The sequence below is a fragment of the Janibacter terrae genome (assembly GCF_039636765.1).
GTDB lineage: Bacteria > Actinomycetota > Actinomycetes > Actinomycetales > Dermatophilaceae > Janibacter > Janibacter terrae.
This window is the reverse complement of sequence record NZ_CP144167.1, coordinates 849,934-870,714: the sequence shown is the minus strand read 5'-3', so window position 1 is coordinate 870,714 and position 20,781 is coordinate 849,934. Positions and strand designations below refer to the sequence as shown.

Annotated in this window: 22 protein-coding genes; 9 read left to right on the top strand and 13 right to left on the bottom strand. The window is 73.2% G+C overall.

Translation table 11 applies throughout. From position 1 onward, the window contains the following. Positions 1–56: 56 nt before the first annotated feature. The 12 genes from V3C34_RS04390 to V3C34_RS04335 form a co-directional block, all read right to left on the bottom strand. Entirely contained in the window at positions 57–779 is a 723-nt protein-coding gene (locus V3C34_RS04390; RefSeq protein WP_346008191.1) for an SRPBCC family protein, read from the bottom strand. Between the two features lie 10 nt (positions 780–789). Then, positions 790–1,644, bottom strand: coding sequence for an FAD binding domain-containing protein (locus tag V3C34_RS04385; RefSeq protein ID WP_068326727.1), 855 nt, complete (start codon positions 1,642–1,644; stop codon positions 790–792). Then, on the bottom strand, positions 1,641–4,115 hold the full coding sequence (locus V3C34_RS04380; RefSeq protein WP_346008190.1) for a xanthine dehydrogenase family protein molybdopterin-binding subunit: 2,475 nt from the start codon (positions 4,113–4,115) through the stop codon (positions 1,641–1,643). The genes V3C34_RS04385 and V3C34_RS04380 overlap by 4 nt, the downstream gene beginning before the upstream one ends. Beyond that, positions 4,112–4,594, bottom strand: coding sequence for a (2Fe-2S)-binding protein (locus tag V3C34_RS04375; protein WP_068424497.1), 483 nt, complete (start codon positions 4,592–4,594; stop codon positions 4,112–4,114). The genes V3C34_RS04380 and V3C34_RS04375 overlap by 4 nt, the downstream gene beginning before the upstream one ends. Before the next feature lie 85 nt (positions 4,595–4,679). Continuing rightward, entirely contained in the window at positions 4,680–5,810 is a 1,131-nt protein-coding gene (locus tag V3C34_RS04370; protein ID WP_346008189.1) for an XdhC family protein, read from the bottom strand. Continuing rightward, positions 5,803–6,936 carry a vWA domain-containing protein gene (locus V3C34_RS04365; protein ID WP_345914216.1) on the bottom strand — a complete coding sequence of 378 codons (1,134 nt, stop codon included), beginning with the start codon at positions 6,934–6,936 and terminating at the stop codon, positions 5,803–5,805. The genes V3C34_RS04370 and V3C34_RS04365 overlap by 8 nt, the downstream gene beginning before the upstream one ends. Next, positions 6,933–7,805: a MoxR family ATPase gene (locus tag V3C34_RS04360; protein ID WP_345914217.1), complete on the bottom strand. Its 873-nt coding sequence runs from the start codon at positions 7,803–7,805 to the stop codon at positions 6,933–6,935. The genes V3C34_RS04365 and V3C34_RS04360 overlap by 4 nt, the downstream gene beginning before the upstream one ends. A gap of 97 nt (positions 7,806–7,902) precedes the next feature. Beyond that, positions 7,903–9,537, bottom strand: coding sequence for a chaperonin GroEL (gene groL, locus V3C34_RS04355; protein ID WP_068326743.1), 1,635 nt, complete (start codon positions 9,535–9,537; stop codon positions 7,903–7,905). Between the two features lie 228 nt (positions 9,538–9,765). Then, positions 9,766–10,227, bottom strand: a complete 462-nt coding sequence (locus V3C34_RS04350; protein WP_346008188.1) for a hypothetical protein — start codon at positions 10,225–10,227, stop codon at positions 9,766–9,768. A gap of 35 nt (positions 10,228–10,262) precedes the next feature. Beyond that, entirely contained in the window at positions 10,263–10,553 is a 291-nt protein-coding gene (locus tag V3C34_RS04345; RefSeq protein ID WP_068326746.1) for a DUF3263 domain-containing protein, read from the bottom strand. Between the two features lie 146 nt (positions 10,554–10,699). After that, complete coding sequence (locus tag V3C34_RS04340) at positions 10,700–12,058, bottom strand: pyridoxal phosphate-dependent decarboxylase family protein (RefSeq protein ID WP_346008187.1); 1,359 nt, start codon at positions 12,056–12,058, stop codon at positions 10,700–10,702. A 9-nt stretch (positions 12,059–12,067) separates the two neighbouring features. Further along, positions 12,068–12,712: a low molecular weight phosphatase family protein gene (locus V3C34_RS04335; protein WP_346008186.1), complete on the bottom strand. Its 645-nt coding sequence runs from the start codon at positions 12,710–12,712 to the stop codon at positions 12,068–12,070. A gap of 190 nt (positions 12,713–12,902) precedes the next feature. On the opposite strand from V3C34_RS04335, the gene V3C34_RS04330 reads away from it, so the two are divergent. The 8 genes from V3C34_RS04330 (at position 12,903) to V3C34_RS04295 (ending at position 18,449) form a co-directional block, all read left to right on the top strand. Next, the gene (locus V3C34_RS04330) at positions 12,903–13,136 is read left to right on the top strand and encodes a three-helix bundle dimerization domain-containing protein (RefSeq protein WP_169701978.1); all 234 of its coding nucleotides are present in this window, start codon (positions 12,903–12,905) and stop codon (positions 13,134–13,136) included. Positions 13,137–13,213: 77 nt separating this feature from the next. Continuing rightward, a complete protein-coding gene (locus tag V3C34_RS04325) occupies positions 13,214–13,894 on the top strand; it encodes a uracil-DNA glycosylase (protein ID WP_346008185.1) in 681 nt (226 codons plus the stop codon). A 39-nt stretch (positions 13,895–13,933) separates the two neighbouring features. Then, positions 13,934–14,593, top strand: coding sequence for a class I SAM-dependent methyltransferase (locus V3C34_RS04320; RefSeq protein WP_346008184.1), 660 nt, complete (start codon positions 13,934–13,936; stop codon positions 14,591–14,593). Further along, positions 14,590–15,402, top strand: coding sequence for an SGNH/GDSL hydrolase family protein (locus tag V3C34_RS04315; RefSeq protein WP_346008183.1), 813 nt, complete (start codon positions 14,590–14,592; stop codon positions 15,400–15,402). The genes V3C34_RS04320 and V3C34_RS04315 overlap by 4 nt, the downstream gene beginning before the upstream one ends. Positions 15,403–15,473: 71 nt before the next feature. Next, positions 15,474–15,875, top strand: a complete 402-nt coding sequence (locus V3C34_RS04310; protein ID WP_068424884.1) for a TOBE domain-containing protein — start codon at positions 15,474–15,476, stop codon at positions 15,873–15,875. Beyond that, positions 15,872–16,630 (top strand): molybdate ABC transporter substrate-binding protein, encoded by a 759-nt coding sequence (modA, locus tag V3C34_RS04305; protein WP_346008182.1) that lies wholly within the window; start codon positions 15,872–15,874, stop codon positions 16,628–16,630. Before V3C34_RS04310 ends, modA begins: the two co-directional genes overlap by 4 nt. Then, complete coding sequence (locus tag V3C34_RS04300; protein WP_068326777.1) at positions 16,627–17,403, top strand: ABC transporter permease; 777 nt, start codon at positions 16,627–16,629, stop codon at positions 17,401–17,403. Before modA ends, V3C34_RS04300 begins: the two co-directional genes overlap by 4 nt. Beyond that, a complete protein-coding gene (locus tag V3C34_RS04295; RefSeq protein ID WP_346008181.1) occupies positions 17,400–18,449 on the top strand; it encodes a sulfate/molybdate ABC transporter ATP-binding protein in 1,050 nt (349 codons plus the stop codon). The genes V3C34_RS04300 and V3C34_RS04295 overlap by 4 nt, the downstream gene beginning before the upstream one ends. Here the strand turns inward: V3C34_RS04295 and V3C34_RS04290 are convergent. Beyond that, positions 18,442–19,584 carry an LCP family protein gene (locus V3C34_RS04290; protein WP_346008180.1) on the bottom strand — a complete coding sequence of 381 codons (1,143 nt, stop codon included), beginning with the start codon at positions 19,582–19,584 and terminating at the stop codon, positions 18,442–18,444. The genes V3C34_RS04295 and V3C34_RS04290 overlap by 8 nt on opposite strands. A gap of 34 nt (positions 19,585–19,618) precedes the next feature. Between V3C34_RS04290 and V3C34_RS04285 the strand changes: the two genes are divergently transcribed. After that, a complete protein-coding gene (locus V3C34_RS04285; RefSeq protein ID WP_346008179.1) occupies positions 19,619–20,779 on the top strand; it encodes an acyl-CoA dehydrogenase family protein in 1,161 nt (386 codons plus the stop codon). The last annotated feature ends 2 nt before the right edge of the window (positions 20,780–20,781 follow it).

Here is a 20,781-nt window from a genome sequence, read left to right as displayed (position 1 = left end):
GAAGCGGCTGGGCGCGGGGTCATCGGCGTGCCGCGAGGGCAGGGGCCGGTGTCGGCTCAGGACGACCGGCGGCGTCGGCCCCGCCCGAGGAGCAGGCCCAGGACCAGCCCGCCCAGGGCGGCGGCGAGCGTGGGCCCGTACGTGCGCAGCAGGACCGGCAGCGCGACCGCGCCGAGGTCCACGGCGTCGTCCGTGACCCGGGGGCCGCTCGCCGGCACGGCCTGCGTTGGCGCTGCAGCGGCGGACGGGGCGGCGTCACCGGGCACCGGCTCGGCGGGCGTCTCGAGGTGCGCCTCTCCGGGCGCCTCGGCGGCCGTCCCGGCGGCCGTCCCGGCGGACCCGAGCCGGTCGGCGAGGCAGTCGACGAACTGCCCGAGCAGCTTGTCCGAGACGTCCTGCATGACCCCGCGCCCGAACTGCGCCGGCTTGCCGGTGACGTTGAGGTCGGTGACGACCTCGACGTGGGTCTGCCCGGGCCCCTCCTCGGTCATCGTCGCGACGACGTCGGCGCCGGCGGTGCCGTTGCCGCGCTTGTCCTTGCCGCTGGCCCGGATCGTCATGCGGTGGGCCCCGGCGTCCTTGTCGACGAACTCGCCGGACCCCTTGTACACGAGGGCGATCGGTCCGAGTTTGACCTTGACGGTGCCCTCGAAGGAGCTGGCGTCGGCGTGGGTCACCTGGGCGCCGGGGAAGCACCCGGCCACGGACTCGATGTCCTCGAGGGCGGCCCAGGTCTGCTCGATCCCGGCGGGCACGGTGAAGGAGTGGGTCAGCTGCACGACAGTCCTCTCATCCGCCGACGGCCGCGAGGACGGCCCGTCGGGTCAGCACGGTCGCGAGGTGCCGGCGGTAGTCGGCGTCCCCGTTGAGGTCGGACGGCGGGTCGGTGCCCTCGGCGGCCCGGTCGCACGCGGCCCGGACGGCCTCCTGGGTGGTGGCCGCACCCACGAGGCCCGCCTCCACCGCCGACGCGCGAAGGGGGGTCGCGCCCATGTTGGTCAGGCCGATCCGGGCCTCGGCGATCGACCCGCCCTCTGTGCGCACCTGCGCGGCGACGGCGACGATCGGCCACTGGTGGGCGATGCGCACGAACTTCTCGTAGTGCGAGCCCCAGCCGTCGTAGGCGGGGACGCGGATCGCGGTGAGCAGCTCGTCCTCGCCGACGGCGGTCGTGAAGAGCCCCTCGAAGAACTCGGCCGCCGGGACGACGCGCTCACCGCCCGGGCCGGTGACGACCAGCTCGGCATCCATCGCCAGCACCGGGGCGCCGCAGTCACCGGCGGGGTCGGCGTGGACCAGCGCCCCACCGAGCGTGCCGCGGTGGCGGATCTGCGGGTCGGCCACCTCGGTGATCGCCTGGTGGAGCAGCGTGCACCGCTCGCGGACCGTCTCGTCGGCGAGGATCTCGTGGTAGGGCGTCATCGCCCCGATCGTCACGGTGTCGCCGTCGACGCGGATGCCCCGCAGCGACTCGATCCGACCGAGGTCGACGACCAGCTCGGGAGCGTTGAGGCGCATCCGCAGCACCGGCAGCAGGGACTGCCCCCCGGCGATCACCTTGGCCTCGTCACCGTGCTCCGCGAGCAGGCCGAGGGCCTCCTCGACCGTCGCGGGGGCGGCGTAGTCGAACTTCGCCGGGATCATCGCCCTGCTCCTTCCGCGGTGCCGCTCATGTCGTCGAAGTTGCCGCCGTCCGGGTCGAAGTGGGGCGCCGCCGCCCCCGTCGTCTCCTCGTCCCTGCCGGACCGCAGCGCCTGCCAGACCCGCTCTGGGGTGCACGGCATCTGGACGTCGTCGATGCCGAAGGGGCGGAGGGCGTCGACGACGCCGTTGACGATGCACGGGGTGGAGGCGATGGTGCCGGCCTCGCCGACCCCCTTCGTCCCCAGCGTGTTGGACGTGGCCAAGGTGGTCGTCGTCGCGGTGTCGAAGCTGATCGTGTCGGCCGCCGTCGGGACGAGGTAGTCGACGAAGCTCGCGCTCACGAGCGTGCCCGAGTCGTCGTGGACCGCCTCCTCCCACAGCGCCTGGGCGATGCCCTGGACGAGGCCACCGTGGATCTGGCCGTCGACGATGAGCGGGTTGATCACCTGACCGACGTCGTCGACGCAGGTGTACTTGCGCAGCCGCACCTGACCGGTCTCGGTGTCGACCTCCATGGCGCACAGGTGCGTGCCGTGCGGGTAGTTGAAGTTCACCGGGTCGAAGGTCGCCTCGGCGTCGATGCCCGGCTCGATGTCGTCCGGGTAGTCGTGCGAGGCGAAGGCCGCGGTCGCGATCTCGGTCAGCGCCACCGACTGGTCGGTGCCGGCCACGCCGAGCCGGCCGTCCTTGAGCTCGAGGTCGTCGGGGTTGGCCTCGAGCATGTGCGCGGCGTAGCGGCGCGCCTTGTCGATCACCTTGTCCGCCGCCCGGACGACGGCCTCGCCGCCGACGACGAGGGACCGGGAGCCGTAGGTGTCCATGCCCTTGTGGGAGATCTGGGTGTCGCCGTGCAGCACCTCCACGTCCTCGAAGGGGACGCCGAGCCGGTCGGCGACGATCTGGCTGAAGGCCGTCTCGTGCCCCTGGCCGTGCGGGCTCACGCCGACGACGACCTCGACCTTGCCCGTCGCGAGCATCCGGATGCTCGCGTGCTCCCAGCCGCCGGCCCCGTAGTCGAGGCTGCCGAGCACCCGGCTGGGCGCCAGGCCGCACATCTCGGTGAAGGTCGAGATGCCGATGCCGAGCTGGACCGGGTCCTTGCGCTCGCGGCGCTGGCGCTGCTCCTCGCGCAACGCGTCGTAGCCGAACATCTCCTTGGCCTTGGCCGTGGCGGCCTCGTAGTTGCCGGAGTCGTACTCGAGCCCGGCGACCGAGGTGAAGGGGAACTCGTCGTGCCGGATCCAGTTGCGCTCGCGGACGACGAGCGGGTCCTCGCCGAGCTCGGCCGCGAGCTCGTCCATGAGTCGCTCGATGGCGAAGGTCGCCTCGGGCCGACCGGCGCCACGGTAGGCGTCGGTCCAGGCCTTGTTGGTGAGCACCGACTGCATCGAGAAGTGGTACGCCGGGAACTTGTAGATGGCGTTGAACATGAACGCGCCGAGGACGGGGATGCCCCCGCCGATGAGCGCGACGTAGGAGCCGAGGTCGGCGAGGAGGTCGACCTTGAGGCCGGTGACATGGCCCTCCTTGTCCGCCGCGAGGGTCAGGCGCTGCCACTGGTCGCGGCCGTGGTGGGCGGCCATCAGCGACTCGGAGCGGGTCTCGGTGTACTTCACCGGTCGGCCGAGCTGGCGGGCCACCCACCAGACGAGCCACTCCTCGGGCGTCACCTGCAGCTTGCCGCCGAAGCCGCCGCCGACGTCCGGGGCGATGACCCGGATCTTCGACTCCGGGACGCCCGTCGTCGCCGCGAGCGCGAAGCGCAGGATGTGCGGGACCTGGGTCGCCGACCACATCGTCAGCTGCTCGCCCGTCGGGTCGACGACGACCGAGCGCGGCTCCATGAAGGCGGGGATCAGCCGCTGCTGGCGGTACTCACGCTCGATGAGGATGCCGCCCTCGCGGGCGGTGGCGATCGCCTCCTCGACGTCGCCGCCGGTCCCGGCCTCCTTCGAGTCGAAGACCCAGAGGGCCGACTTGTTGGTGCCGAGGTCGGGGTGCGCGAGCACCGTGTCCTGCGCGGCCTCCTTGAGGTCCAGCGCCGCGGGCAGCTCCTCGTAGTCGATGTCGACGAGCTCCGCCGCGTCCCGGGCCTCCGCCGCGGTGCGGGCCACGACGACCGCGACGACCTCCCCGGCGAAGGTCACCCGGTCGGCCGGCATCGGCGGGTGCGTGGGGGTGACCTGGTCGGGGGTGAGCGGCCACGCGTTGATGAGCACGCCGGCGCTCTCGTCGAGGTCGGCGCCGGAGTAGACGGCGACGACATTGCTCGCCTGACGCGCCTCGCTCAGGTCGACGGCGACGATGCGGGCGTGGGCGAAGGGGGACCGGACCATCGCCACGTGCAGCATGCCGGGCAGGACGATGTTGTCGGTCCAGCGGGTGCGCCCGGTGATGAGGCGCCGGTCCTCCTTGCGGCGGCGGTCGCGGCCGATCTCGCGGGCCGGCGCCTCGGTCGCCTCGGCGGTCATCGCGCACCTCCGGGGGTCTCGCTCGACCCGGCCGCGGTCAGGACCGCGCGGACGATGTTGTGGTACCCGGTGCACCGGCAGAGGTTGCCCTCGAGGCCGACGCGCACCTCCTCCTCGGTGGGGTCCGGGTTGTCCCGGAGCAGGTCGACGGCCTGCATGATCATGCCGGGGGTGCAGTAGCCGCACTGCAGCGCGTGGCACTCGTGGAAGGCGGCCTGCACCGGGTGCAGCTCGTCGCCCTCGGCCAGGCCCTCGATCGTCGTGACCTCCGCCCCGTCCGCCTGGACGGCCAGGACGTTGCAGGACTTCACGCTCCTGCCGTCGAGGTGGACCGTGCAGGCACCGCAGTTGGAGGTGTCGCACCCGATCACCGTGCCGGTCCTGCCCACCACCTCCCGCAGGTAGTGGACCAACAGCATCCGCGGTTCGATGTCATCGGCCACCCTCTGGCCGTCCACGACGAGCTCGATCCTGACCATGGGGACCCTCCTGGGGGCGATCACGACGGTGTGATGCGGCTCATGCTGCCAGACGTCCCCGCCGCGGTCACCCCCTTCGGCCCGGTCAGTCCTCGAGGGAGTGGTGGATGCGTCCGGATCGCTCCGCCAGCGACCGACCGGACCCGCCCCACCGGTCCGCGATGAACTCCGCGGCGATGCTGATCGCCGTCTCCTCGGGCGTGCGCGCGCCCAGGTCGAGGCCCACCGGGCTGCGGAGCGGGGCGAGCTCGGCCGGGGTCACCCCTGCCTCGAGCAACCGCTGCTCCCGGTCCTCGTGCGTGCGACGCGAACCCATCGCGCCGATGTAGCCGACCTCCGGCAGCCGCAGCGCGACCTCGAGGAGGGGGACGTCGAACTTGGGGTCGTGGGTGAGCACCGTGATGACCGTGCGCCCGTCGATCCGGCCGGCGGCCTGCTCGGCGGCGAGGTAGCGGTGCGGCCAGTCGACGACGACCTCGTCGGCGTCGGCGAACCGCGAACGGGTGGCGAAGACCGGGCGGGCATCGCACACCGTGACCCGGTAGCCGAGGAAGGAGCCGACCCGGGCGACCGCGGCGGCGAAGTCGATCGCGCCGAACACGAGCATGCGCGGCGGTGGGGCGAAGGCCCACACGAAGACCCGCATCCCCTCGCCGCGACGCTCACCGTCGGGGCCGTAGCCGATCGTGGCGTTGTGCCCGAGGGCGAGCTGGCCGAGCGCGTCGTCCCGGACCGCCGCGTCGACGCGCGGGGACCCGAGAGAGACCTGCGGCTCCTCGTCGGGGCGGATGACCACCCGGCGTCCGAGCCACTGCGGGTCGGGGTGCTCGATGACCGTCGCCACGGCAACCGGCCGCCCGGCCGCCACGTCGGCCGCGACCTCGCCGAGCTCGGGGAAGCTCTCGCGGTCGAACCGCTCGACCCACACGTCGAGGATGCCGCCGCAGGTCAGCCCGACCGACATCGCGTCGTCGTCGGAGACGCCGTAGCGCTCGAGGACCGGGGTCCGGGTCTCGAGGACCTCCTCGGCGCGCTCGTAGACCGCGCCCTCGACGCACCCGCCCGACACCGACCCGACCGCGGTGCCGTCGGGGCCGACGAGCATCGAGGCACCGGCCGGTCGCGGCGCCGAGCGCCAGGTCGCGACGACGGTCCCGACCCCGACGGGGTGCCCCTGCTCCCACCACGCCAGCAGCTCCGGCAGGACCTCACGCACGGGCAACGACCTCCAACAGCTCCTCGAAGGACCGCAGCGAGTGCCCGGCGACGAAGGCGTCCACGTGCGGCAGGGCGGCGACGATACCGGCCTGCACCGGAAGATACCCGTCCTTGCCCCGGTGCGGGTTGGCCCACACCACCCGGTGGGCCAGCAGCTGCATCCGCGCGACCTGCTCGCCGAGCTCCCGGCAGTCGCCCCGCTCCCAGCCGTCGCTCACGATGACCACGACGGCACCGCGGGCCAGGTTGCGGGTGGCCGGCCGGTCGAGGAAGACCCGCAGCACCTCGCCGAGCCGGGTGCCGCCGGACCAGTCGGGCACCTGCTCGCCCGCGCGGACGAGGGCGCGCTCCGGGTCACGGACGCGCAGCGCGTCGGTGACCCGGGTGAGGCGGGTGCCGAGCGCGAAGACCTCGACGGAACGGGCCGCGGGGCCGGCCCGTGGTGCCTGGACGAGCGCGTGCGCCACCCGCAGGAGGGCGTCGGCGTAGGCGCGCATCGACCCGGAGACGTCCACGAGGACGACGACGCGGCGCGGGCGGCTCGCCCGCCGCCGGTGGTCGATCCGGCTCGGCTCCCCCATCCGACGCAGCATCGTGCGCATCGTGCGGTGCGCGTCGATCTCCCCGCGGCGCCACGGTGCGCGACGGGTGGCGCGCCGCTCGGGCAGGCGCGGCCGGAGCTCGCCGATGAGCCGGTCGAGCAGGACCTTGTCCTCGGCGCCCAGCCCGGCCACGTCGCGGTGGCGCAGGACCTCCCGCCGGGAGGCGGCCGCCCTCACCACCTCACCGGGGTCACCTCCTTCGACCGGGTCGTCGTCGAGCGGCACCGGGGACGACGCCGTGACCTCGCGCCCCGGTCGCGGAGCCGCGGGCATGCCCTCCGCCCCGGAGAACCACCCGGCGAAGACCTGGTCGAGGCGCCGCAGGTCCTCCGGCCCGGCGCAGAGCGTGGCCCGCGCGGCTCGACGCACGCCCGCGAGGTCGCCCGCGCCGACGAGCGCGGCCGCCTCGAGGAAGGCGGAGGCCCGGTCGTGCGTGACGTCCACCCCCGCCGCGCGGAGGGCGTGCGCGAAGCCCAGCAGCACCTCGTCGACCGCGGGCCCGGTCGCGGAGGGGACGGTCACCCGCCGAGCACCCGGTCGAGGGCCTGGCGGACCCGGTCGGTGTCCTCGCGGTACTTCACGACCGCGCCGAGGGTGCGGGCGGCGACCTCGAGGTCGAGCTCGACCGCCCCGAGGTGCTGCAGCGCGACCACCCAGTCGAGCGTCTCCGCGACGCCCGGTGGCTTGAGCAGGCCCTCGGAGCGCAGCTGCTGCACCGCGACGGCGACCTGCCGGGCGAGCGTCTCGCTGACCTCCGGGACCCGGCTGCGGACGATCGCCACCTCGCGGTCGAGCCCGGGGTGGTCGATCCAGTGGTAGAGGCAGCGGCGCTTGAGGGCGTCGTGCAGCTCACGGGTGCGGTTGGAGGTGAGCACGACCGTCGGCGGGGTCTGCGCCCGGATCGTGCCGAGCTCGGGGATGCTCACCGTCCACGACGAGAGCACCTCGAGCAGGAAGGCCTCGAACTCGTCGTCGGCGCGGTCGACCTCGTCGACGAGCAGGACGGCGGGAGCACCCCGCAGGGCCTGCAGCACGGGCCGCTCGAGCAGGAACCGCTCGTCGAAGAGCGTCCGCTCGGCCGCCGCGGCGTCCGGCTGCCCGCTCGCCGTGAGCGCCTCGAGCGTGCGCAGGTGGAGGATCTGCCGCGGGAAGTCCCAGTCGTAGAGCGCCTGCGAGGCGTCGATGCCCTCGTAGCACTGCAGGCGGATGAGCGGCACGCCCTCGATCTGCGCCAGCGCCTGTGCCAGCGCGGTCTTGCCGGTGCCGGGCTCGCCCTCGAGCAGCAGCGGCCGCTGCATCTCCCGGGCGAGGAAGACGACGGTCGCGAGGTCCTCGTCGGCGAGGTACCCGGTGCGGCCCAGCGAGTCCGCCAGCTCCTGCGGTGACGTCATGGGCCGAGGTTACCCACCCGTCCTCCCGCCCGGGCCGACGACGAAGGGCGGTCCCCCCGTGAGGAGGGACCGCCCTTCGTCGTGCGCAGCGGTGGGCTCAGAAGCCCATGCCGCCCATGCCACCCATGTCGTCGCCACCGGGCATGGCCGCAGCGGCCTTCTCCGGCTTGTCGGCCACGACGGCCTCGGTGGTGAGGAAGAGCGCCGCGATGGAGGCGGCGTTCTGCAGCGCGCTGCGGGTCACCTTGGCGGGGTCGATGATGCCCTGGGCGATCATGTCGACGTACTCGCCGGTGGCCGCGTTGAGGCCCTCGCCCGCGGGGAGGTTCTCCACCTTCTCGGTCACGACGCCGCCGTTGAGGCCGGCGTTGGTCGCGATCTGCTTGAGCGGGGCGGAGGCTGCGACGCGCACGATGTTGGCGCCGGTCGCCTCGTCACCCTCGAGCGAGAGCTTCTCGAAGGCCACCTTGGTCGCCTGCAGGAGCGCGACGCCGCCACCGGCGACGATGCCCTCCTCGACGGCGGCCTTGGCGTTGCGCACGGCGTCCTCGATGCGGTGCTTGCGCTCCTTGAGCTCGACCTCGGTGGCCGCACCCGCACGGATGACGGCGACGCCGCCGGCGAGCTTGGCGAGGCGCTCCTGCAGCTTCTCGCGGTCGTAGTCCGAGTCGCTGTTCTCGATCTCGGCCTTGATCTGCGACACGCGGCCGCCGATCTGGTCCTGGTCACCGGCACCCTCGACGATCGTCGTCTCGTCCTTGGTGACGACGACCTTGCGGGCCCGACCCAGCAGGTCGAGCTCGGCGGTCTCGAGGGAGAGGCCGACCTCCTCGGAGATGACCTGGCCACCGGTGAGGATGGCGATGTCGGCGAGCATGGCCTTGCGGCGGTCACCGAAGCCCGGGGCCTTGACGGCGACGGACTTGAAGGTGCCCTTGAGCTTGTTGACGACGAGCGTCGACAGCGCCTCGCCCTCGACGTCCTCGGCGATGATCAGCAGCGGCTTGCCGGCCTGCATGACCTTCTCCAGGAGCGGCAGCAGGTCCTTGATCGAGCCGATCTTGGAGTTGGCGATGAGGACGTAGGGGTCCTCGAGCACCGTCTCCATGCGCTCGGTGTCGGTGACGAAGTAGCCGGAGATGTAGCCCTTGTCGAAGCGCATGCCCTCGGTGAGCTCGAGCTCGAGACCGAAGGTGTTGCTCTCCTCGACGGTGATGACGCCTTCCTTGCCGACCTTGTCCATGGCCTCGGCGATCTTGGCGCCGATCTCCGGGTCAGCAGCGGAGATGGAGGCCGTGGCAGCGATCTGCTCCTTGGTCTCGATCTCCTTGGCCATCGCGAGGAGCTCCTCGCTGACGGCGGCGGTGGCCTTCTCGATGCCGCGCTTGAGCGCCATCGGGTTGGCGCCGGCCGCGACATTGCGCAGGCCCTCGCGCACGAGCGCCTGGGCGAGGACGGTGGCCGTCGTCGTGCCGTCACCGGCGACGTCGTCGGTCTTCTTCGCGACCTCCTTGACCAGCTCGGCGCCGATCTTCTCGTAGGGGTCGTCGAGCTCGATCTCCTTGGCGATGGACACGCCATCGTTGGTGATCGTGGGTGCGCCCCACTTCTTCTCCAGGACGACATTGCGGCCCTTGGGGCCGAGGGTGACCTTGACGGCGTCAGCGAGGGTGTTCATGCCCCGCTCGAGGCCGCGACGGGCCTCCTCGTCAAAAGCAATGAGCTTTGCCATTCGGGTGGTCCTCCACGCGAATCGAAGGGTCATGACCGGGGGCGCCCGCGACGGACGAGGTGCGACCACGCGGCTCACGTCACCGTGCGTTCGCACCCCTCACCTGACCGGTCAAGGATTGTCACTCTCACGCGGAGAGTGCTAACGCCATTATTGGCACTCTCCCTGTGAGAGTGCAAACGTCACCCCGCCCGTCTTACGAGGACGAAGGGGGGCGGGCCCCCTTCGTCAGGTACGGGGGTGGTGGTGCTCGAAGCCCGCCCGCATCCGGCCGTCCTCGTCGGAGGAGACCGGGTCGTCGAGATCGGCGACGAAGACCGCGACGAGCTCCCGCGCCGGGTTGTCGTGCGCAGCGGCGAGCAGCGCACGCCAGGCACCGAGGTTGGGGTGCTCCCCCGGCGTGGCCTCGGCGGGCTCGAGGCCCTCGACCGCGGCCTGCAGCTGGAGGGTCGAGACGGGCAGGGTCGCCGTCGAGCCGTCGTGGTGCAGGACCGAGGCGAGCACGACCGCCGAGAGCCCGTGCCAGCCGCCGGGGAGGTTCACGTGCGGGAACTCGAAGTCCGGGTCGCTGCTCGCCGGGGATATGCCGACCGCCCATGCGACCGGGTCGCGCCAGCCGTCGATGCGATCGGCCAGGTGGGCCTTGATCGCGGCGAGTCCCTCGGGGGTGGTCCAGTCGAGTGCGCTCATGCCGCCCACTCTGCCAGCCACGGCGGCGGAGCGGCTCAGACCTCGAAGCCGAGGCGGCGGGCGCTGCGGGTGCGCTGGCGCTGGTCGCGCAGGCGGCGCAGCCGCTTGATGAGCATCGGGTCCTCGGAGAGCGCGGCCGGGTTGTTGATGAGGCCGTTGAGCACCTGGTAGTAGCGCGTGGAGCTCATGTCGAACAGCTCCTTGATCGCCTGCTCCTTGGAGCCGGCGTACTTCCACCACTGGCGCTCGAAGGCGAGGATCTCGCGGTCGCGGTCCGTGAGCGGGACCGAGGGGGTCGGCGCGGCGGTCTGGTCGGCGAGGTTCACGCGTCGCACTGTACCGACCGAATCACATGCCTGTCATTCCCTCGGCGTGTCGGCTGGACAGGCACCCCGCTCAGCGTCCCGTGCGCCCCCTTCGCCCCATCCGTCACATCCCCGACCGGTCCGCGGTCGCCTCGCGCGGGGGCCCGTCAGACCATCGAGTCGAGGATCGCGGCGATGTCCGCCGTGGTCGTCTGGGGGTTGACGATCGCGAAGCGCGCCAGAGTCTCGCCCTCGTGGTTGGTCGGCACGACGAAGGCGAACTCCTCCTCGAGGATGCGGTCGGACCATGCCGCGTAGTCCGCGGCCGTCCAGCCGATGCGACGGAAGACGACGACGGAGAGGAAGCGCTCACCGACGAGCTCGAGCTCCTCGCGCCGGTGGATCTCGGCCTCGGCGAAGGACGCGACGTCGAGGGTGCCCTCGACCGCGGTCGTGTACGCCTCGGTGCCGTGGGTCGCGAGGGAGAACCAGAAGGGCAGCCCGCGCGCCCGTCGGGTCAGACCCACGGAGTAGTCGGTGGGGTTCCAGTCGGTGGCCGCGGTGAGCACGTCGAGGTAGCCGGCTCGTTGCGTGTGGGCTTTGCGGGCCGCGGCCGGGTTGCGGTAGATCAGCGCGCAGCAGTCGAAGGGGGCGAAGAGCCACTTGTGGGGGTCGACGATGAAGCTGTCGCAGTGCTCGATCCCCGCGTAGAGGTGCCGGACCGAGGGCGCGGCCAGGCCCGCCCCGCCGTACGCCCCGTCGACGTGGAACCAGATGCCGAGCTCGCGGCACACCTCGGCGACCGAGGCGAGGTCGTCGATGATCCCGAAGTTCGTCGTCCCCGCCGTCGCGACGACGGCGAAGTAGGTCTCGGGGCCGCCCTCCAGGAGGACCTCGCGGAGCCGCTCACCCGTGAGCCGGCCGCGCTCGTCGGGCTCGACGGTCGTCAGCTCGGCGTCCATGACGTCGCAGGCGGACTGGATCGAGGAGTGCGCGCCGCGAGTGGTCGCGACGCGGAAGGGCCGCTGCCCCTCGGCCGCCGTGCGACGGGCCTCGGTGCGCGCCGCGACGAGCGCGGAGAGGTTGCCGATGGTGCCGCCGGGGACGAAGACGCCGCCCGCCTCGGCCGGCAGGCCGATGAGGTCGGAGATCCAGCGGAGCGCCTGGTTCTCGGCGTACACGGCGCCCGAGCCCTCGAGCCAGGAACCGGCGTAGATCGAGCTGGCGCCGACGACGAGGTCGAACATCGCGGCGGCCTCGGTCGGGGCGCACGGGATGAAGGAGAGGTAGCGCGGGTGATCGACGGACAGGCAGGCCGGCGCCAGGACCTCGGCGAAGAGGTCCATCGCGGCGTGGCCACCGAGCCCCTCGGCGGTCACCGTCTGCCCGGCCGTCGCCTCGAGCTGCGCGAGCGAGCGCGGACCGTCGAGCGGGACCGGGTCGAGCTCGAGCCGCTCCTTGGAGTAGTCGAGGACGATCTGGGCCAGCTCGGCCAGCGAGGTGTTGTCGTCAGGGAATCCGTGCACTGAGGCACTCTAGGGGCGCGCGTCGCCGTGCACGTCGAGGTCGAGGTCTGCGACGAGGCCGCGCACGCGCGTCTCGATGTCGTCCCGTGCGGCCCGGACCTGCGCCGGGCTGCGGTCGATGACCGGCGGGATGTCCCACAGGACCTTGTGCCGGGCCACCGGCAGGTCGTCCTCGGCGACGCCGAGACCGACGACGACGTCGGCCGCGGAGAACACGTCGTCGGTGATCGGCTTGGGGTAGGCCTCGGGCAGCTCGATCCCCTTCTCCCGCATCGCCGCCCGCACGTCGGGCAGCACGGCGTCCAGCGGGTCGAGACCGGCGGACGAGGCGACGTACCTCCCTTCGCCGATCGCCTCCGCGAAGGCCGCGGCCATCTGCGAGCGGCCCGCGTTGCCGTTGCAGACGAAGAGCAGGTGGGTCGTGCCCCGCTCCGCGCCGCCGCGGGACCGCGCGATCGAGCGCAGGCGGTCCCTGGCGAAGCGCTGCGCGAGGACGGGCAGGTAGGTGTCGACCGTCGCGGTGCGCTCCAGGCGGGCGCGGGAGTCGCCGACGACCTGTGCGACCTCGTCCCTCGTGAAGGTGCCGGCGTAGCGGTCGTGCAGCTCGTCGACGATCCGCTCGAACTCGCGATCGCGCTCGTGGGTGGTCGGCATGGGGTCCTCCTTGGGTGACGGCCCGGTCCCCCATTGCACCGAGCCGTGGGTGCGTCCGAGATGCACAGTCGGCGACGTGACGGCGAACAGTTGACGACCCCGGCCCCGAGGTGTCGCGCAGGCAAACACTTCCCCGCGCCGTCCATGTGATGTTAACCTTGTGTTCACCTTCGACGTCAAGGAGACGCAGATGTTCAGCCCTCACATGGACCACGTCATGGCCAACATGGCCGCTGACCTGTGCGTGCGGTACCCGCAGGTGGCCTGCGAGCGCATCGAGGCGATGGTCGCGACGGCGCGTGAGCGCATCGAGCCGACCAACCTCCACCCCGAGTTCCTCGCGCCGCTCGTCGAGCACGCCGTGAAGATCGAGCTGCACGACCTGGCCGGCGCGCCCGTGCCGCCGTCAGGTGCGACCTGCTGACCTTCGCTCCGCACCCCTGACGCGACGGGACCCCCCTGTGCCGGGGGGTTCCGTCGCGTCCGTCCTAGGTTGGTCCCGTGACCGCGCAACCACTCACCGACCTCGTCCACCCGTCGTGGGCCGATGCGCTCGCGCCGGTCGCCGACTCCATCACCGCCATGGGCGCCTTCCTGCGCGAGGAGGTCGCTGCGGGCCACGGGTACCTGCCCGCCGGCGAGCACGTGCTGCGTGCCTTCACCATCCCGGTCGACGAGGTCAAGGTCCTCGTCGTGGGCCAGGACCCCTACCCCACACCGGGGCACGCGATCGGGCTGTCCTTCGCCGTGGCCCCTGACGTGCGGCCGCTCCCCCGGTCCCTGGTCAACATCCACCGCGAGCTCGTCGACGACCTCGGGGTGCCGGTGCCCGGCAACGGCGACCTCACGCCATGGGCCGAGCAGGGCGTCATGCTGCTCAACCGGTGCCTCACGGTGCGCCCGGGCGCGGCCAACAGCCACCAGGGCAAGGGCTGGGAGCGGGTCACCGACCGGGCCATCGAGGTGCTCGCGCGCCGGGGCGGCCCGCTCGTCGCGATCCTCTGGGGCCGCAACGCGCGCAGCCTGGCGCCGGCGCTCGGCGACGTGCCGCGCATCGAGAGCTCGCACCCCTCGCCGCTGTCCGCGCGCAACGGCTTCTTCGGCTCGCGGCCCTTCAGCCGGACCAACGAGCTGCTCGCGCGGCAGGGCGCCGAGCCGGTCGACTGGGGCCTGCCCGCCTGACCTGTACACGCCGGGAGGCCCGGTCCTAGCCTTGCTGCCATGGGTTCCCCCGTGGGCAGGGCGTGGTGGCGGGTCGTGAGCCGCCAGCTGGGCGGCCCCTCCGGGCCCCTCGGCGCGCTCGCCGCACGGGCGCTGAACCGGGGCAACCGGGTGGTGACGACCGAGGCGGTCACGGCGCTGGGCCTCAGCGGCAGCGAGACGGTCGTCGACATCGGCTTCGGCGGCGGGGTCGGGATCGACCTGCTCCTCGCCCACCTGCACCCCTGGGGCCACGTCCACGGCGTCGACCCCTCCCGCTCGATGGTGCGGCGGACCCGCCGGCGCCACCGTGACGAGATCGCGGCGGACACCCTGACCGTGCACCAGGGGTCGATGCAGGCGCTGCCCTTCTCGGACGGGCAGCTCGACGGGTGGATCAGCCTCAACACCATCTACTTCGTGCCCGACCTCGCGCCCGCCGCCCGCGAGCTGCGGCGCGTCCTCGCGCCGACCGGGTGCGGCGTGCTCGGGGTCGCCGACCCGGACTGGATGCGCGCACAGCCGTTCACCCGGGAGGGCTTCACCCTGCGGCCGCTCGACGAGGACGTGGCGGCGCTGGAGGCCGCAGGCCTGCGCGTCGAGCGGCGTACCGTTGCCGACGCACGCATGCCCGTGCCGTACCACCTGCTCGTCTGCCGACCCGGAGGCCTCCCCACGTGAACGACACCCCCCACCGCTGGCGCACCTATGTCGCGATCGGCGACTCCTTCTCGGAGGGGATGTCCGACGCGGACCCGCGGCAGGAGGGCAGGTACGTCGGCTGGGCGGACCGGCTCGCGGGCGAGCTGTCGACGCGGGTGCCCGACGGCGGGTTCCGCTACGCCAACCTCGCGATCCGCGGCCGCAAGCTCGACGACGTCGTCGGACCCCAGCTCGAGACGGCCCTGTCGATGGGTCCCGACCTCGTCTCGGTCGTCGGCGGGGGCAACGACATCCTGCGACCCCGGGTCGACCTGGACGAGGTGGCCGACCGGCTCGAGCGGGCCGTCGCGAGGATCCGGGCCACCGGCGCGGACGTCCTCGTGGCCACCCCGGCGGACCCCAAGGACGCCGGGTTGCTGTCCCACCTGCGCGCCCGCCACGGCGAGCACTCGGCCAATGTCTTCACGATCGCCCAGCGTCACGGCGCGCACGTGCTCAACCTCTGGGGGCTCAAGGCGCTCAGGGACTGGCGGCTCTGGGCCACCGACCGGATCCACCTGAGCACCGAGGGGCACCGGAGGGTGGCCCATGCCGCCCTCGTCGCGCTCGACCAGCCGGTCGCCGACCCGGCCTGGCACACCACGCCGCTCGAGACCCTGCCACCGGCGCCGCGCCGCCAGCAGGTCGCCGAGACCGCCACCTGGGCCCGCGCGTACGCGGCGCCGTGGGTGCACCGCCGCCTCACCGGCCGCTCCTCCGGCGACACGGTGACGCCGAAGATCGGCGAGCCGACCCCCTTCGGCCCTGCGGACCTGCCCGAGGACTGACGACCCGCGGACCTGCATTGCCCTAGGGCAATGCAGGGTCGGGGCGCAGATGCGGTGATAGCGTCGCGATCATGACGCAGATGCGGGTCTCGGAGGCCGCCGAGCTGCTCGCGGTCTCGCCCGACACCGTCCGGCGGTGGATCGACGGCGGGCGCCTGTCCGCGACGAAGGGGGAGGGCCCCACCCTCGTCGACGGCGCCGACCTGGCCCGCGTGGCCCAGGAGATCTCGCACCCCGCCCCCGTCGGCCCGGTCCGTGACGAGTCGGCCCGCAACCGCATGCGCGGCATCGTCACCGAGGTGCAGCGCGACGGGGTGATGGCCCAGGTCAGCCTGCAGGCCGGCCCCTTCCGCATCGTCTCGCTGATGTCCCGCGAGGCCGCCGACGAGCTCGGCCTGGAGCCCGGCGTGGTCGCGGTCGCCTCCATCAAGTCGACCAATGTCGTCATCGGCACCCCGGGAGCCTCTTCGTGACGCGCCTGCTCGCCGCAACCTCCGTCGCCGCCCTCGCCCTGGCGCTCCCCGCCTGCGGCACCTCCGCCGAGGGCGCCGGCTCCTCCGGCACCACCCTGCGCGTGGCCGCGGCCGCCTCGCTCACCGCACCCTTCGAGGAGATCGCGGACGCCTACGAGGCCGAGCACGAGGACGTGAGCGTCGAGTACCAGTTCGCCGGCTCCTCCGACCTGGCCTCGCAGATCGACAACGGCGCCCGGCTCGACGTCTTCGCATCGGCCGACGAGGCCACCATGGACCAGGTCGCTGACGCGGTCACGGGCGACCCGACGATCTTCGCGACGAACGTCCTGACGATCATCACCGAGCCCGGCAACCCGAAGGAGATCACCGGCCTGACCGACCTGCCGAGGCCCGACCTCGACGTCGTCGTCTGCGCCGAGCCGGTCCCCTGCGGCGCCGCGACCAAGGAGCTCACCGAGCAGCAGGGCCTCACCCTCGACCCCGCCAGCGAGGAGTCCAAGGTGACCGACGTGCTCACCAAGGTGAGGACCGGCGAGGCCGACGCCGGGGTCGTCTACGTCACGGACGCGGCCGGCGCCGGCGACGAGGTCGGGACCGTCGAGACGAAGGGGGCGGACGAGGTCGTGAGCCGCTACCCGATCGCGGCGCTGGCCGACGCCTCCTCACCCGCGGAGGCCCAGGAGTTCATCGACTTCGTCACCGGGCCGGAGGGCCAGCAGGTCCTGCGGGACAAGGGGTTCGGCGCGCCGTGACGCTGCCTCGTTGGTTGTGGCTGCCGGCGGCGGGCGCGGTCCTCGTCGTCGTCGTCCCGCTGCTCGGGCTCATCACCTCGGTCGACCTCGGCTCGCTCCTGCCGCTCCTCACCTCCGACGCGTCGGTCACCGCGCTCCTGCTCTCGCTGCGCACCGCCGCCGTCGCGACCGGGCTCTGCGTCCTCCTCGGCGCGCCGCTCGCCCTGCTCCTCGCCCGCGGCCGGTGGCCCGGCCAGTCGGTGCTGCGCGCGCTCGTCCTCGTGCCGCTCGTCCTGCCGCCGGTCGTCGGGGGGCTCGCGCTGCTCACGACCTTCGGCCGACGTGGGCTGCTCGGTGAGCACCTCGTCGCCGCAGGCATCTCGATCTCCTACTCGACCACCGCGGTCGTCCTCGCGCAGACCTTCGTCGCGCTCCCCTTCCTCGTCCTCTCGCTCGAGGGGGCCGTCCGCGGGCTCGACGTCCACCACGAGCAGGCGGCCGCGACCCTCGGCGCCGGGCCGTGGCGGCGCCTGAGCCGCGTCACGCTCCCCCTCGTCGCGCCGGGACTCGTCTCGGGCTGCGTCCTCGCCTTCGCGCGGGCGCTCGGCGAGTTCGGCGCGACGCTGACCTTCGCCGGCTCCGCGCAGGGCCGCACCCGCACGCTGCCGCTGGAGATCTACCTCCAGCGCGAGAGCGACCAGGACGCGGCGATCGCGCTCTCGCTCGTGCTCGTCGTCCTCGCGACCGTCATCGTCGGCACCGTCTACGCACGCACGACCGGGCGCGCCCGGTGAGCCGGCTCCAGGTCGCCGCCCGGTGGGCCGAGCGCGGGCTCGACGTCGACCTCGACCTGCCCGCGGGCCGGCACGCCGTGGCCGGGCCCAACGGCTCGGGCAAGTCCTCGCTCCTGTCGGTCGTCGCCGGTCTGGGCCGGCCCGACGCCTCCCGCGTCCTCCTCGACGGACGCCCCCTCGACGACCTGCCGCCGCACCGCCGCCGGGTCGTCCTCATGTCGCAGGCCACGCGGCTCTTCCCGCACCTCGGGGTGCGCGACAACGTCGCCTTCGGCCCACGCAGTCTCGGGCGAGGGCGAAGGGAGTCCCGCGCCACCGCGGACCACTGGCTGTCCGTCGTGGGCATGGCCGAGCTCGCCGACCGGCGGCCCGAGCAGCTCTCCGGCGGCCAGGCGGCGCGGGTCGCGCTCGCCCGGGCGCTCGCCGCGGAGCCGGCCGCCCTCCTGCTCGACGAACCGCTGGCCGCACTCGACGTCGAGGCGACGCCAGCGATGCGGGCCGTGCTCTCCGAGGTGACCCACGCCCGCGACGACCTCGTCGTCGTGCTCGTCACGCACGACGTCCTCGACGTGCTCACCGTCGCCGACGGCCCGCGGGACACCCTCACCGTGCTCGGCGAGCGGGTCGAGCACGGGCCGGTCCGCGAGGTCCTCGACCGACCGCACAGCGCCTTCACCGCGGGCCTGGCGGGCGTCAACCTCCTTCGGGCGCAAGCGGTCCCGGGCGGGGGCGCGCAGACAGACGCCCTGCTCATCGCCACCGGGCCGCACGAGGTGAGCGGCCCGTGCTGGGTGACCTTCACCCCGGACGCGCTCTCGCTGCACCGCGAGCGGCCCGAGGGGTCGCCGCGCAACATCTGGCCGGCCCGGGTCGCGCGGGTCGAGGCCCACGCCGGGCGGGTGCGGGTGCATCTGGACGAGCCGGCGCAGATGAGCGCCGAGATCACCCCTGCGGCACTGGCGGCGCTCCCCCTTCGTCCCGGTGCGAGGGTGTGGGTCTCGCTCAAGGCGACCCAGGTGCGGGTGCACCCGGCGCGCGTCAGCTGAGCCGACCGTCCCGGAAGTCGCGGAAGGCGGCCTGGGACGCGCCGTCGAGCCGGACGATCGACTGGCCCGACTGCATGGCGGTGGGCCCCTTGGCGACCGCCCGGCCGACCCGGGTCGGGTCGACCCGGTAGAACGAGGCCGTGAAGACGAGCATCTCCTGCGCCGACAGGTCGCTGCTCGCGTGCTCGTCGATGACGGTGAGCGCCCGCGGCAGGGCGCCCGGCCCGCGCAGCCGCGCCTGGATCGCGGCCGAGGCCAGGAGCAGCCCCTGGTTGCGCGAACGGTCGAAGTCACCGCCGGGCAGGCTCTTGCGCTCGCGCGACCACGCGAGCGCCTCCTTGCCGCTCAGGTGGTTGTAGCCCTTGTCGATCTGGCCGCCGGTGAGGTGGGAGTCCAGGCCGCGCGGCGCGACGAAGTTGAGCCCGCCGAGGTCGTCGACGATCCGCTCGAAGCCGTCGAACCCGGTCACGACGTAGCCGTCGACGTCGATGCCGCTGATGCTCGCGACGGACTCGGTCTGCCCGCTCGGCCCGGCGAAGACCATCGAGGAGTTGAGCTTGCCCTGCCCGTGCCCGGGGATGGGCACCCACAGGTCGCGCGCGAAGCCCATGAGGCCTGCGCCACCCTTGCCGTCGACGCCGAGGAGCTGGATCGCATCGGCCCGGGAGCGCTCCACGTCCTGACCCGGGCGCGCGTCGGAGCCGATGACGAGGACGTGGCGTGAGCCCCCGAGGTCGGCCCTGCCTGCGCTGCCGAGGCTCGGCCACCAGCCGCCGACGACCTTCCACCCCGTGCGGCCCCGCGGCTGCACCGCGAGCGTCACGTCGTCGTCGGCCGTCACGACCGCGACCCGCTCGCCGCGCCAGCGCCCGAGGGAGGCCTTGCCGTCGAGCGGGCGGCTGCCGTACTTCTTCGCGACGGCCTGGGTCAGTGCCGCGGGTGCACCCTCGACGGCGGCCTTCGGCGCCGGCTTCGTCGTGCTCGTCGACGTGCTCGTCGTGGACGGCGACCCCGCCGAGGAGGAGGGCGAGGTCGTCGTGGGGCCCGGGTCGCTCCCTTCGTCGGCGGAGCAGGCGGCGAGCGCGAGCGCCAGGGCTGCGGTGGTCGCGGCGGTACGGGCGAAGGGTGGTCTCACCCCTCCACCGTAGGCGCCTCCTAGAGTGGGCCGCATGACAGCGACGAGGCTCATGCCCACGGAGATCGGCGACGACCTCATCGAGCTCACCCGGGCGATCTGTGACAAGACCCTGCTGCCGCAGGTCGACGAGGTCGAGGCGCGCGCGGCCACCGAGGAGGTCTTCCCGCGGGAGGTCTTCCGCACCCTCGGGCAGGCAGGGCTGCTCTCCCTGCCCTACCCCGAGGAGCTCGGCGGCGGCGGGCAGCCCTACGAGGTCTACCTGCAGGTGGTCGAGGAGATCGCCACCGCCTGGGCCTCGGTCGCGGTCGGTGTCTCGGTGCACTCGCTGACGGCGTACGCGGTGCACACCGTCGGCACCCCCGAGCAGCAGCAGGCGCTGCTGCCGGACATGCTCTCGGGCGACCTGCTCGGCGCCTACGCCCTCTCCGAGCCGCTCGCCGGCTCCGACATCGGCGCGATGACCACCCGCGCGACGCGCGACGGGGAGGACTGGCGCATCCGCGGCCGCAAGGCGTGGATCTCGCACGCGGGCCACGCCGACTACTACACGACCTTCGCCCGCACGAGCGACGACGGCGGCCGCGGTGTCAGCTGCTTCATCGTGCCGGCGGATGCCGAGGGCATCTCCTTCGGCGCGCCGGAGAAGAAGATGGGCCTGCACGGCGACACCGTGCGGGAGGTGATCTTCGAGGACGTGCCCGTCACCGGGGACCGGCAGATCGGCGAGCTGGGTCGCGGCGTGCCGATGGCCCTGGCGGGCCTCGACGCCGGCCGGCTCGGGATCGCCGCCGTCGCCACCGGCCTCGCGCAGTCGGCGCTGGACGTCGCGGCGAAGTACGCCTCCGAGCGCGAGCAGTTCGGCCGGACCATCGCGAGCAACCAGGGCCTGGCCTTCCTCCTCGCCGACATGGAGGCCGCCACGACGAGCGCCCGCGCGACGTACCTGCACGCGGCGCGGCTGCGCGACGCCGGCCGCGCCTTCGGCAAGGAGGCCGCGGTGGCCAAGCTCGTCGCGACCGACGCCGCCATGCAGGTGACGACCGACGCCATCCAGGTCCTCGGCGGCGCCGGCTTCACCCAGGACTTCCCGGTGGAGCGGTACTTCCGCGAGGCGAAGGTGACCCAGATCTTCGAGGGGACCAACCAGATCCAGCGGCTGGTCATCTCGCGCAACCTGCTCGCGGGGCTCTGACC

What these genes read in the sequence shown, in the direction of transcription:
- V3C34_RS04350 (WP_346008188.1), bottom strand. Translation starts at nt 10,227, where the DNA reads ATGAGCGCACTCGACTGGACCACCCCCGAGGGACTCGCCGCGATCAAG.
- V3C34_RS04375 (WP_068424497.1), bottom strand. Translation starts at nt 4,594, where the DNA reads ATGGTCAGGATCGAGCTCGTCGTGGACGGCCAGAGGGTGGCCGATGAC.
- V3C34_RS04380 (WP_346008190.1), bottom strand. Translation starts at nt 4,115, where the DNA reads ATGACCGCCGAGGCGACCGAGGCGCCGGCCCGCGAGATCGGCCGCGAC.
- groL (WP_068326743.1), bottom strand. Translation starts at nt 9,537, where the DNA reads ATGGCAAAGCTCATTGCTTTTGACGAGGAGGCCCGTCGCGGCCTCGAG.
- V3C34_RS04310 (WP_068424884.1), top strand. Translation starts at nt 15,474, where the DNA reads ATGACGCAGATGCGGGTCTCGGAGGCCGCCGAGCTGCTCGCGGTCTCG.
- V3C34_RS04285 (WP_346008179.1), top strand. Translation starts at nt 19,619, where the DNA reads ATGACAGCGACGAGGCTCATGCCCACGGAGATCGGCGACGACCTCATC.
- V3C34_RS04320 (WP_346008184.1), top strand. Translation starts at nt 13,934, where the DNA reads ATGGGTTCCCCCGTGGGCAGGGCGTGGTGGCGGGTCGTGAGCCGCCAG.
- V3C34_RS04330 (WP_169701978.1), top strand. Translation starts at nt 12,903, where the DNA reads ATGTTCAGCCCTCACATGGACCACGTCATGGCCAACATGGCCGCTGAC.
- V3C34_RS04335 (WP_346008186.1), bottom strand. Translation starts at nt 12,712, where the DNA reads ATGCCGACCACCCACGAGCGCGATCGCGAGTTCGAGCGGATCGTCGAC.
- V3C34_RS04360 (WP_345914217.1), bottom strand. Translation starts at nt 7,805, where the DNA reads ATGACGTCACCGCAGGAGCTGGCGGACTCGCTGGGCCGCACCGGGTAC.
- V3C34_RS04385 (WP_068326727.1), bottom strand. Translation starts at nt 1,644, where the DNA reads ATGATCCCGGCGAAGTTCGACTACGCCGCCCCCGCGACGGTCGAGGAG.